Below are 11,259 nucleotides of genomic sequence, written 5' to 3'. Positions count from 1 at the left end.
CATGCCATTAATGGAGAGTAAAGTGAGTTATATCAGCAAGACAAGCAGGTCTCGGCAGCGAGGGTTTACGCTGCTGGAAATCATGGTGGTGATCGTCATTCTGGGGCTGTTGGCCAGCCTGACCATTCCAAGCCTGATGGGAAACAAGGAGAAGGCCGATCGGCAAAAGGCCGCCAGCGATATCGTGGCGCTGGAGAACGCGCTGGATATGTACAAGCTGGATAACGGGCGTTATCCCAGCGCGGAGCAGGGGCTGGCGGCGCTGGTGACCCGGCCGGTGCTGGCGCCGATCCCGAGGAATTATCCCGAAGACGGCTATATTCGCCGGTTGCCGCAAGATCCCTGGGGGCAGGAGTACCGTCTGCGCAACCCGGGGCGCCACGGCAAGCTGGACGTGTTTTCTCTGGGCCAGGACGGCGTTGCCGACACCGATGACGACATCGGCAACTGGGTGGCCGACGCCGACGCGCCATGAGGCGCATACGCGGCTTTACGCTGCTGGAGATCATGCTGGTATTGCTGTTGCTGGGAGTGACCAGCGGCCTGGTGATGCTGAGTTTTCCTGCGGATGAGAAGCCGCTGGCGCGGCAGGGGGAGCGGCTGAACCATTGGCTGTATGCCCTCGCCGAGCGGGCCGAACGTGAAGGGGTTAGTTATGGCGTGGCGTTCTCCAGCGGCGGTTGGCGCAGCGTCGTCGCCGAAGAGGGGCGGGATGAATACGTTTTGCCGGAGGGCATCGCGCTGCGGCTGAGCGTTGAGGGGCAAGCCGTCACGCTTGACGACGCGGCGGCGCAGATGCCGCAGGTGTGGCTGTATCCGGGGGGCGAAACCACGGCGTTCAGCGTGGCGCTGTCGCAGGGCAAGTGCCAGTGGCGATTGCAGGCACCCGGTTACTTCGTATTTGAAACGACGGATATTCGTTGCGATGACGCGGAAAATTAAACGCCAGCGGGGTATGACGCTGCTGGAGGTAATGGTGGCCTTGATGATCTTCGCCATCGGCTGCCTGGCGCTGATCAACAGCACCGGCGGCCAGGTGCGCAGCCTGAGCGCGATCGAAGCCAAGACCGTTGCGCTGTGGGTGGCGGACAACCAGTTGACGCTGCTGCAGCTCGACCCGCATCCGCCGACGCTGGCCTGGCATTCGGGCACTGCGGCGATGGCCGGTGAAACCTGGCACTGGCGCTATCGCGGGCAGGAGACCAGCGACGCCGGAATGCGGGCGATCGCGATTGAAGTCCGGCGCGATCCGCAGGATCGCAACGCGCTGGTGGAGATGCTGGCCTACAGGGCACTGCCATGAAACGCGGTTCGCAATGCGGTTTTACGCTGGTGGAAATGCTGCTGGCCATCGCCCTGTTCGCCATGCTGTCGCTCACCGCGCTGGCGGTCTTTAGGGGCGTGCTGAAAAGCGATGAAATCACCCGGCGCAAATCGACGCAGCTGACCCAGCTGCAACGGGCGCTGGCGATCGTCGAACGCGATTTCACTCATGCGCAGGCGCGGGCGCCGATTGGCGATAAGCGCTTGCCGGCGGTGCCGGAGTTCGCGGTGCGGCAGACGGTGGGCGAGGACGCGGATATACAGCTGCTGCTGATCCGAAACGGCTGGCCGAATCCACACGCTCGGCTGCCGCGCGCCACGCTGGAGCGGGTGGTGTATCGCTACCGGCAGGGGCGGCTCGAGCGTCTCAGCTATCCGAGTTTGGACAGCCCGCAGGCGGCGGCGCGCAGCGTGCTGCTGCTGCCGGAGGTGACGCGGTTCCGCCTGCGTTTTTACCTGCAGGGCGAATGGTTGACGGCCTGGCGCGCCGGCGGGCTGCTGCCGCAGGCGGTGGAGATCGTCGTCGAAACCCCCGCGCTGGGGGAGGTGCGCCGCATCGTCACGGTGCCCGCCGCGAGGCCATCATGAAAAAACAACGCGGTATGGCGCTGTTGATGGTGCTGCTGCTGATGTCGCTGATGGCGATCGTGGCGATCAATATCAACGACAACTGGCAGCGTTCGCTGGCGCGCACCCAGTCTCAACAGGATCGGCTGAAGGCCAAATGGCTGCTGCTGGGCGGGGAGATCTACGCCCAACAGCGATTGCGGCAGGCGGGAGAGAAGCGCAAGGCCTGGGGAGCATCAGGAGCGGCGTTCAGTATGCGTACCGAAGAGGGGGAGGTGGCGATACGCCTGCGCCGCGTCGATGCCTGTTTCAACCTAAACGCCCTGATCCGCGCCGCCGGCCCAACGGAGGCCGGGGATAGCGAGGGGGTTCCCCCCAATAAGGAGAGGCGGATATTCATGCTGTTACTGAACAACCTGGGGATCGCCGACGCGCAGGCGGCCGCGATTGCCGAGGCCATCGTCGCCAGGGGCGATGACGAGGGGTATCTGATGGGGAATGTCAGCGAACTGCGGGAGCTGGCCGGCATCGATCGTGAGCTTTACCTGCGCCTGGCACCGCAGCTTTGTGCGGCGCCGGATGCCGAACTGCGCATCAACCCGGATGCCGTGAGCGAGGCGCAATTACCGCTGCTGCGGGCGATGCTGATGAACGCCCTGAGCGATGAACGGCTGCGGGCGCTGCTGGCGGCCCGTCCGCCGCAGGGCTGGCAGACGCTGGCGTTTTTGTCGCAGGAAAAAGCGCTGCAAGACTTGGGTGACGACGATCTCGGCGAGCGATTGACGTTCGACGATAGCCGCTGGATTGCGCAGCTGCAGCTGACGCTGAACGACGGGCGCTATCGGCTCGTCAGCGCGTTGCAACCGGGCCAGTCAGGCGTCACGGTCAGCGGACGCCTGTTCGACAGAGGGGAGGGGTAAAGGGTGGCGAATACAATCCTGCTTATCGCGCTGAGCGAGGACTTGATGGCCGATGTGCGCTGGGGCCGCGTCGGCGAGACGAGTTGCCGCTTTGGCGCCCACCTCGATCTGACCGAAGGCGGCGGCGAGTTGGCGGCCATGGCGCAGGGCAGCCGCGTCGTGGTGTTGGTGCCTGCCCGTCATGTGGCGCTGAGGAAAACGACATTCCAGGGCAAGGCCCGGCAGGCGACGCCGCTGGCGCTGGCCTACGCCCATGAGGCCGGGTTATTGGCCGATGCCGAGCAGATGCACTGGGCGGTGCTGGACAAGGCGCAGCGCGATTTCACCCTCGCCGGCGTCGCGCTGACGCAGATGCAGGAATGGGTCGAGCGCCTGAGCGCCAGAGGCATTCGCGCCGATAAAATGCTGCCCGACGTGCTGGCATTGCCGCTGCCCGGCCAATGCAGCGCGCTGCATTGGCGCAACCACTGGTTGATCCGAACGGGAAGCGGGCAGGGAATGCAGCTGCCCGACGCCTGGCTGGGCTGCGCTTCACTGCCGACGCCGGACTGGTGTCTGCACCGCGGCGGGGAGGTTCCGGCGGGCTGGGAAGCGGCGCGCATTGACGAGGATCCGCTCTGGCGACTGGCGGAAGAGGCCTGGAACAGTACATTCACGCTGCTGCAGGGACGTTTCAAACCGAGCGTACGCTGGCCGCGCCGCCTGCCCGACAAGACCGCCTGCGCGCTGCTGTTGCTCAGCGGTTCGCTGCTGGTGGGCGGTTTGCATCACCAACAGATGGCCCGGCAGAGCGAGAGCCAGATTGCGGCGCTCTCACGGCACCTGCTGCCGGGCCAGGCCGCGTCGGCGTTTGCCGAGCAGGCGGCGAAAGCGCGGGTGCGGCGTATGCAGGATGCCCTGAATGCGCCGCAGCTGTTCAGGTTGTTGCCCTACGCGGCCGGGGCGCTCGCGTTATGGGCGCCCCCGCAGCTGCAGGCGCTGGCTTTCGACGCCACCGACGATCGTCTGGTGGTGACGGTGAACAGAAACGACGTGCCGCTGCCGGCGCCGGTTAACGACGGCGAGGTCAGCATGGCGTTCAGCGAAGGCGGTGCGTCCAACCAGGCGATCCTGACGGTGAGAGGTGAGCGATGAATATCGGGTGGCGCGATAAGGCGTTGCGGCGGGCGGTGCTGTTAAGCCTGTTGCTGCTGGCAGCCTGCGGCTACTGCCTGTATCAGTTTTCACAGGCGCAGAAAAGCGCACAGCGCCTGGCCGCGCTGCAGGGGCAGGCACGCGTCATCCAGCAACTGCAGGCGCGCTTGCCGCCGGATGCCGCTGCGCGCGAGCAACTGCCGGAGCTGCTGCGGCAGAGCGCGCAGGCGTTCCGCGTCCCCATCGTCGCCCTGACGGAAAGTGATGCGCAGATGCAGGTGGGGCTGCCGCCTGTGCCGTTTGAAAGCCTGCTGTCGTGGCTGGCCGCCCTGCAGCGTGAGCATGGCATCCGCGTGCTGGCGCTCGCCGTGGAGCGCGCGGAGCAGGCGCCGGGCGTAGTGCAGGTCAACCTGCTGCGGGTAACGACGCAGCCGTCGATGTAACCAACGCGAAAGAATCATCAGGGATCAGAAAAAATCATGCTATTTGCTATAAACGCGGCGGCAGATGAACACTGGCTGTTATTTAGCGCCGTGTTGAGTCTGTGCGTCGGCAGTTTTATTAACGTAGTCGTTTATCGGCTGCCCATTATGCTTGAGCGCGAAATGGAAACGGCGCAGGCCGAGCGGTTCGATCTCTTTTGGCCGCGTTCATTCTGTCCGTCATGCACAAAAAAATTATCGGCGTTCGATAATATTCCTTTATTAAGTTGGCTGCTGTTGCGTGGCCGCTGTCGTTATTGCCGCCGTCCTATTGCCGTGCGTTATCCACTGCTGGAATTATTTCTGATGCTGATGGGGATAACGCTGGCCTGGCGGCTCGGCATCGGGGTGGATTGGTTTTTCATGCTGGCGTTGGTTGCGCTGTTGCTGGCGTTGGCGGCGATCGACAGCCAATGTCAGCTGCTGCCGGATTGCCTGACGCTGTCGCTGCTGTGGATCGGCTTACTGTGGCATTGCTTGGCGCACCCGGCCTTTTTGCCGGCGGCGGTCATTGGCGCGATGGCGGGCTATCTGGCGCTCTGGCTATTGTATTGGGGATTTCGTTTGGCGACCGGCCGCGAGGGGCTGGGATACGGCGATTTCAAACTGTTGGCGGCGCTTGGCGCCTGGGGCGGCTATGCCGCTTTGCCGTCGATCCTGCTGTTCGCCTCCGCCGGCAGCCTGCTGTGGCTGTTGCTGCGCGCGTGGCGCGGCGGCGATGCGGCCCAACCCCTGCCTTTCGGGCCGGGGCTGGCGACGGCGGGCGCCGGCGCGGTGGCCTGTCAGTGGCTTGAGCTGCCGATAGGGGGCTAACGCAGCTGGGCTAAAAAAGGCGCCAGCGAGCGGTTGAGTTCACGGCACTTTTCCTGCAGCGGCGTGGCGTCGGCCTCCAGCTGCGCGGCGACGTGTTTACCCGCCGCAAGCAGTTGGGCGCGATTGAGCGCCGGCGTCCAATCTTTTTCCTTCGCTTCCTGCAGCGCCGCCGCCGCGAGCTTATCGCCGGCCGGAATATCGGCGCGGTTGCACCTGTCTCTTAGAAATTGACCGGCGCCGACCAGCGACGACAGCTGGTCGCGTTGGGTGGCGGCGTCAGGAGCCGATTTGGCGGCGTGCTGGCAGCCGGATAACAGCAGGGATGCCACGATCGCTGCGGCAATATTTTTCAATGTCACGTTATTTTCTCTGCGGTGTTGGTACGGTGTATTTATTTTCTTGCTCGGTGCTACGGTATTTCACGCTTTCCGGATTATTTTAAACGTTTGTCATGCCATTTAATATCATGACGATATTAGGTTTTATTATTTTAATGCATTCTAAGTGCCGGGCGTTCAGGGCTTCTACTTATTATTCCTCTCGCGGTATCGCCGCATCTCTTTGAGTTTCTTCTCACTCAGTTGGAATCCAATAAATTTAACTGGAGTCGTAATGAAATTATCCAAAATCGCCCTGATGATGGCAACGCTCGCGGCCTCCTCGGCCGCCTGGTCGCACGGTTATATCGAAGTGCCCGAGAGCCGCGCCTACAAGTGCAAGCTGGGCAGCAACACCGACTGCGGCCGGGCGCAGTGGGAACCGCAGAGCGTCGAGCAGGTTTCCGGCTTCCCTGGCGGCGCGACGCCGCTCGACGGCCAGCTGGCCAGCGGCGGGGTGAACGGCTTCGAGTCGTTGGATCGCCAGGGCGTCAACGTCTGGGCGTTGAACACCATGAAGCCGGGGCCACAGACGTTCACCTGGTACCACACCGCCAAGCACAAAACCAATAACTGGCGTTACTACATCACCAAACAGGACTGGGATGTGAACAAGCCGCTGTCGCGCGAGGCCTTCGAAAAAGAGCCGTTCTGCGAGATTGATGGCCATGCCAAGCCGCCAAAAGATCGCGAAGTGCACCAGTGCGTGGTGCCGGAGAGAACCGGCTATCAGGTGATTTACGGCGTGTGGGAAATCAATGACACGGTAAACAGTTTCTATCAGGTGGTTGACGTTAACTTCGAAGACGACGGCGTCGTGTCGGAATGGCGCAAGCAGCTGCAAGGTTCCCTCACCGGTAAAAACCTGCAGGTTGGCGACAAGGTGATCGCCCGCTTCTTCGATGCGGACGGTGAAGTGCTGACGATGAAAACCGAACTGGCGATCGACAGTGAGACGCTGACCGACAAAAACCGCTGGGGTCACGCGCTGGCCAGCAAGATCAACGCCGAACAGAAAGCGGTGCGTGCCGGGGTGAAAGACGGCAAAGGCAACGTCAATCCGGTGTTTGGCAACAACGCGGTCTACGCCAAGCAGGGCAGCACGATGAAGAGCGTGGTGATTTCCTATGAGGAAGAAACGCCGGCTATCACCGAAGAGATCCGCATCGGCAACCTGTCCAGCACCAAAATCAAGGACGGCAAAGCTCAGCTGACCTTCAATGCCGAGGTCAAAGGCAAACTGACGGTTGAAGCGCGCGTTTACGACCACGGCCAGACGGAAAAAGGCTACCTGAAAGCGACGCTGGAAGACGCCAGCCAGCCGCTGACTATGGCGCTGAGCAACGTCAGCAAAGGCCACCACATGCTGAAAGTGATCGCCAGCAACGACAACGGGCAGAGCATTCAACCAGATATCGAAAACTTCAACCTGGAGGCGGAATCCACCGGCGGTGGCGGCGGCAACGGCGACTATAACTTCGTCTTCCCGAACGCGCTGAGTAAATACACTGCCGGCACCACGGTGCTGCAACCGAAAGACGGCAAGGTATATCAGTGCAAACCTTTCCCTTACAGCGGTTACTGCATGCAGTGGAACAGCGGCGCGACTCACTTTGAGCCGGGCGTGGGTTCCAACTGGCAGGATGCCTGGGTCGTGAAAAAGTAAGCGTAAATCGGATAGCCAAGCGGCCAGCGATGGCCGCTTTTAAAGGAGTTTTATGTCACACGAACCTGCCCGTTACGATCTTTTCAGTCGGTTACTGCATTGGGGCATTGCCGCCGTGATGATCTACGTAATGATCGTTGGTTATTCACTGCATTTTATGACGGATGCACGCATCTTCGCCTTTTTTTCCGTGACCAATATGTCGCTGGCCTTGGTGCTGACACCGCTGATGATGGCGCGCTTTATCTGGCGTTTTTTCCGGCCTAAGGTGCCCTATGGCGATATGCTGCAAGGGCACGAGAAGGGATTGGTGCATTTGCTGCACGAAATATTCTACCTGCTGATTTTCGTGGTGCTGCTCAGTGGATTCCTTATGCTGGAGCACGGCTTTGCCGTTTTCGGTGCGATCGACTTCCCTCGCCCGATAGCAAATCTCGACGTTAACCGCTTCTTTTTCGCCGTGCACCGTTATTCGTGCATCGCGCTGTCGGCCATGATCGTGCTGCACATAGCGGCGGTGATTAAACACCACTGCTTCGCCGGGCAGGCGATTTTGCGCCGCATGCTCTGATTTTACGGGGCGATCACGCCGCCCGGCGAGGCAGTGCGGCGGCGTGGCCGCGAAGGTAATAGGGAAGAGCGACGGCATGACCGTGACGCGTGTGGCCGATAAGCAGGGAGTGCGAGAGACAGCACGCGTTAATCGCGTTAAGGCGTAATACCCCGGACATGAACAGAGAATTGTTTCTATTTATTATTAACGATAAAAATGAACGTAATTAACATTTCATTGTCAATAGGAAAAATACGTATTCAGTTTGAACATTGAAGCCGATAAAAGCATCGGCTCAACGCGTTGGGGGATGATTATCTGACATATTTCCAAACGGAGGTGGGGATTTTGTCATACAGTTTGTTCATGGTGAGCTCCGCCAGACGGTGATCGGCCGCTGAGTAAAACAGCTCCAGTTCATCATCGGAAAGCTCGTACTTATTTTTCTCAATAACACGTTCGAGAGTATCAATCGTGGTGCATTTACGTAAACGCATCAGATAGTCGGTTTTAGTCATGGTGGCCTTTAGTTTAATAACCGTAAAATAGCTCGGGAATAATTATCCCCTAAGTTTTCATTGTCGTACAGATGTCCTCTCCTGAGAACATTCTGAATAATCTCGCCTTGGTTTTTTGCCAGCGGCGCAGGTCGGAATCATTGATACCGTAGCTGCTGAACAGCGTATAGGTATCGTCGAGATATTCTTCGACTAACTCCGACAGGTCTGATTCGTCCATGTATTTAATTTTATAACTCATCACAAACGAAGCGATATGTTCGATCAACTCATTAAGCTGCAGGTTGACGGAGGACGTCGGATCGTTGACCCACCCATGGTGACTGTCTCCCAGGGTAGCGATACCTTCATCATACAAATTTTCGCACAAGAATTTGAGCTGAGCAATGTCGTGTCGCTTAGGCGAATACTCATCCATATCATCCCCTCCGTAAGTCTTAATTGCGGTGTGATAACACTATGTGAGTAAGCTGATTTACATCATGGACGGAGGCAGCTTAACGGTGGTTAAATAAACTTCCCGTAAAATGAATATAAATCATTTTTTCGCGTTTGGCCTGCAGTTATTACGTAAACTTACAATTCATCCGCAGTTGATGGCCGTGAGTTATCAATGATGTCGAAGATTAAACCCCGCTCCGTCACTCGGAACCGTACGCTGTCGTTGATGATATCTTCGCTGTTGATATCCAGACAGGCATTAAAAATTCCCCACTTATAGCGATAACTCATTGAATAATCGCCGTCACCTTGTCGTACTATATCAAGTATTTCTAATGAATCTTCGGCATAGCGTGCGCTTTCAGAATAAAAACTCAGTCCGCTGGTCAGCGCCGGCACTAACTCCGCTATATTGTCATTAATCACTTTCTTTAATTTTTTAACAGAAAGTGCGTTGACGTCCAGGTTACAGGCAAGGGTAACAAGCATTAATCTCGGCCAACAGCAATGTTATCTGCTTATCTTACTCCTTTTTCACTCACGCCGGTAAATTTTTCGATTTACCGCTGTTTTTTACCTTATGCCAACATTTCAACCGAATGGGAATATCCCTGGATTTGATAAGGAGGCTGCGGGGGGAAGCGCCGCTGCGCGAAGGACTGTTACGTTCCGTTGCATTATTGTCGCGCCATAGCTTGAGATGTGGCAATGGGTGTGATGTTATATTATAACTATTAACCCATCATTTTGGTCACCACATTGACTCCCTCTTCACAACATGACGCCGCGCCGTCACTGAATTCGTTGTTTACCACCTCCGCCGCCGCGCGCTGTGCGGGGGCCGTTGCGCTGCTGGCCCTGCTGTGGCTCGGCATCTTCTGGGCGGTATCGCTGCCATGATCTCCTTGCGCCAGCTGGCGATAGGCTATGGCGTCACGCCGCTTTTCCCGCCGCTGAGCGGGCAGTTCAGCGCCGGTTCGTTAACCGCGGTGGTGGGCGTCAACGGGGCCGGGAAATCGACGTTGCTGAAAACGCTCGCCGGATTGTTGCCGCCGCTGGGCGGCAGTCTGAGTTTTAGCGGCGGCAAGCCACCGCGCAGGGCTTATCTACCGCAGCAGGCCGAGTTGGATCGGCAATTCCCGATCGCGGTAAGCGATCTGGTGGCGATGGGCTGTTGGCCGCAAAGCGGCATGTTCGGCGGTATGAACAGGCGTGCGGCAAGCCAGGTCAATGAGGCGCTGGCGAACGTTGGCATGAGCGCGCTGGCGCGCAGCCCGGTGGGCGAACTGTCCGGCGGCCAGCTGCAGCGGGTGCTGTTTGCGCGCCTGCTGGTTCAACCGGCGCCGCTGATTTTGCTGGATGAACCTTTTACCGGCATCGACAGCGCCACCACGCAGATCCTGCTGCAGGCGATCGCGCAACTGCATCGGCAGGGGAAAACGGTGATCGCCGTGCTGCACGATATGTCGATGGTCGCCGAGCATTTTCCACAGGTGCTGTTGCTGACGCCGCAGGCTTGCCACTGGGGCGCGGCCGAGCGGGTATTGGAACAAGTGCCGAGGTATCACGCCGCCGAACGGCAGCCGGATCTGCGGGCGGTGGCGCCATGATGCTGTGGCATGGGCTTATCGATCCTTTCCTCTCTTTCGGTTTTATGCGCCGCGCGCTCATGGCGTGCCTGGCGTTGTCGCTCAGCGCCGCCCCGCTGGGCGTGTTTTTGCTGCTGCGCCGCATGAGCCTGGTGGGGGATGCCTTGTCCCACGCGGTGTTGCCGGGTGCGGCGATCGGCTATCTGATCTCCGGCATGTCGCTGGTGGCGATGGGGGTGGGCGGTTTTATCGCCGGGCTGGCGGTGGCGATGCTGTCCGGCCTGGTGAGCCGCCGCACGCCGCTGAAAGAGGACGCCAGCTTCGCCGGGTTCTATCTGGGCTCACTGGCGCTGGGGGTCACGCTGGTCTCGCTGCGCGGCTCCAGCGTGGATCTGCTGCACGTGCTGTTCGGTTCGATCCTGGCGGTGGATGCGCAGGCGATGCTGATGGTCGGAGCGATCGCCTCGGTTTCGCTGCTGGCGCTGGCGGCGCTGTACCGTGCATTGGTGATCGAGTCCTTCGACGTCACGTTCCTGCGCGTCAATGCGCCGCGCCGGTTGGCGCTGATCCACGGCCTGTTTCTGGCGCTGGTGGTGGTCAATCTGGTGGCGGGATTCCAGATCCTCGGCACCCTGATGTCGGTGGGGCTGATGATGCTGCCCGCCGCCAGCGCGCGCTTCTGGGCGCGCAATCTGCCGCAGACGCTGGCGACGGCGATGGGCATCGGCGCGCTTTCCAGCCTGATTGGGTTGGTGTGGTCCTATTACGCTTCGCTGCCCGCCGGCCCGGCGATCGTGCTCAGCGCCAGCGTCATCTTTTTCGTCTCGATCCTGTTTGGAACGCGCGGAGGCATTTACGCCTTCGCGCGCCGTTGAG

General features: G+C 59.7%; 16 protein-coding genes. 12 read left to right on the top strand and 4 right to left on the bottom strand.

What is annotated here, in order from left to right:
• Nucleotides 1-10: 10 nt before the first annotated feature.
• From gspG to REA38_RS20880, 8 genes are read left to right on the top strand one after another with little or no spacing between them, the layout of a single operon-like run.
• Nucleotides 11-475: a type II secretion system major pseudopilin GspG gene (gspG, locus tag REA38_RS20915; protein WP_048321315.1), complete on the top strand. Its 465-nt coding sequence runs from the start codon at nt 11-13 to the stop codon at nt 473-475.
• On the top strand, nt 472-942 hold the full coding sequence (locus REA38_RS20910; RefSeq protein WP_049235191.1) for a prepilin-type N-terminal cleavage/methylation domain-containing protein: 471 nt from the start codon (nt 472-474) through the stop codon (nt 940-942). Before gspG ends, REA38_RS20910 begins: the two co-directional genes overlap by 4 nt.
• On the top strand, nt 926-1,303 hold the full coding sequence (gspI, locus tag REA38_RS20905; protein ID WP_223182041.1) for a type II secretion system minor pseudopilin GspI: 378 nt from the start codon (nt 926-928) through the stop codon (nt 1,301-1,303). The genes REA38_RS20910 and gspI overlap by 17 nt, the downstream gene beginning before the upstream one ends.
• On the top strand, nt 1,300-1,911 hold the full coding sequence (gspJ, locus tag REA38_RS20900; protein ID WP_033653252.1) for a type II secretion system minor pseudopilin GspJ: 612 nt from the start codon (nt 1,300-1,302) through the stop codon (nt 1,909-1,911). The genes gspI and gspJ overlap by 4 nt, the downstream gene beginning before the upstream one ends.
• The gene (gspK, locus tag REA38_RS20895) at nt 1,908-2,810 is read left to right on the top strand and encodes a type II secretion system minor pseudopilin GspK (RefSeq protein ID WP_308886563.1); all 903 of its coding nucleotides are present in this window, start codon (nt 1,908-1,910) and stop codon (nt 2,808-2,810) included. Before gspJ ends, gspK begins: the two co-directional genes overlap by 4 nt.
• A 3-nt stretch (nt 2,811-2,813) precedes the next feature.
• Nucleotides 2,814-3,944, top strand: a complete 1,131-nt coding sequence (gspL, locus tag REA38_RS20890) for a type II secretion system protein GspL (RefSeq protein WP_308886562.1) — start codon at nt 2,814-2,816, stop codon at nt 3,942-3,944.
• Nucleotides 3,941-4,387, top strand: coding sequence for a type II secretion system protein GspM (gene gspM, locus REA38_RS20885; RefSeq protein WP_308886561.1), 447 nt, complete (start codon nt 3,941-3,943; stop codon nt 4,385-4,387). The genes gspL and gspM overlap by 4 nt, the downstream gene beginning before the upstream one ends.
• A 36-nt stretch (nt 4,388-4,423) precedes the next feature.
• Nucleotides 4,424-5,239, top strand: a complete 816-nt coding sequence (locus tag REA38_RS20880) for a prepilin peptidase (protein WP_308886560.1) — start codon at nt 4,424-4,426, stop codon at nt 5,237-5,239.
• On the opposite strand, the gene gspS is transcribed toward REA38_RS20880, so the two are convergent.
• Nucleotides 5,236-5,598 (bottom strand): type II secretion system pilot lipoprotein GspS, encoded by a 363-nt coding sequence (gspS, locus tag REA38_RS20875; RefSeq protein ID WP_033647278.1) that lies wholly within the window; start codon nt 5,596-5,598, stop codon nt 5,236-5,238. The genes REA38_RS20880 and gspS overlap by 4 nt on opposite strands.
• Before the next feature lie 253 nt (nt 5,599-5,851).
• Here gspS and gbpA point away from each other — a divergent pair, with 253 nt between their 5' ends.
• Together gbpA and REA38_RS20865 are read left to right on the top strand one after the other, a co-directional pair.
• Nucleotides 5,852-7,282, top strand: a complete 1,431-nt coding sequence (gene gbpA, locus REA38_RS20870) for an N-acetylglucosamine-binding protein GbpA (RefSeq protein WP_101427849.1) — start codon at nt 5,852-5,854, stop codon at nt 7,280-7,282.
• Nucleotides 7,283-7,334: 52 nt separating this feature from the next.
• Nucleotides 7,335-7,853 (top strand): cytochrome b, encoded by a 519-nt coding sequence (locus REA38_RS20865; RefSeq protein ID WP_101427850.1) that lies wholly within the window; start codon nt 7,335-7,337, stop codon nt 7,851-7,853.
• Nucleotides 7,854-8,149: 296 nt separating this feature from the next.
• On the opposite strand, the gene REA38_RS20860 is transcribed toward REA38_RS20865, so the two are convergent.
• The 3 genes from REA38_RS20860 to REA38_RS20850 all read right to left on the bottom strand — a co-directional run bounded on the left by REA38_RS20860 (nt 8,150) and on the right by REA38_RS20850 (nt 9,283).
• Complete coding sequence (locus tag REA38_RS20860; protein WP_004940313.1) at nt 8,150-8,353, bottom strand: HHA domain-containing protein; 204 nt, start codon at nt 8,351-8,353, stop codon at nt 8,150-8,152.
• A 49-nt stretch (nt 8,354-8,402) separates the two neighbouring features.
• Nucleotides 8,403-8,771, bottom strand: coding sequence for an Hha toxicity modulator TomB (gene tomB, locus REA38_RS20855; protein WP_004940312.1), 369 nt, complete (start codon nt 8,769-8,771; stop codon nt 8,403-8,405).
• A 158-nt stretch (nt 8,772-8,929) separates the two neighbouring features.
• On the bottom strand, nt 8,930-9,283 hold the full coding sequence (locus REA38_RS20850; protein WP_033653245.1) for a hypothetical protein: 354 nt from the start codon (nt 9,281-9,283) through the stop codon (nt 8,930-8,932).
• A 407-nt stretch (nt 9,284-9,690) separates the two neighbouring features.
• Between REA38_RS20850 and REA38_RS20845 the strand changes: the two genes are divergently transcribed.
• A complete protein-coding gene (locus REA38_RS20845; RefSeq protein ID WP_033647273.1) occupies nt 9,691-10,404 on the top strand; it encodes a metal ABC transporter ATP-binding protein in 714 nt (237 codons plus the stop codon).
• A complete protein-coding gene (locus tag REA38_RS20840) occupies nt 10,401-11,258 on the top strand; it encodes a metal ABC transporter permease (protein WP_033637343.1) in 858 nt (285 codons plus the stop codon). Before REA38_RS20845 ends, REA38_RS20840 begins: the two co-directional genes overlap by 4 nt.
• Nucleotide 11,259 lies beyond the last annotated feature (1 nt).

This window comes from Serratia sp. MF1(2023) (genome assembly GCF_030954545.1).
Taxonomy (GTDB): domain Bacteria; phylum Pseudomonadota; class Gammaproteobacteria; order Enterobacterales; family Enterobacteriaceae; genus Serratia; species Serratia sarumanii.
Note: the sequence above shows the minus strand (reverse complement) of the source record. Positions and strands in the feature narration are given on the sequence as shown.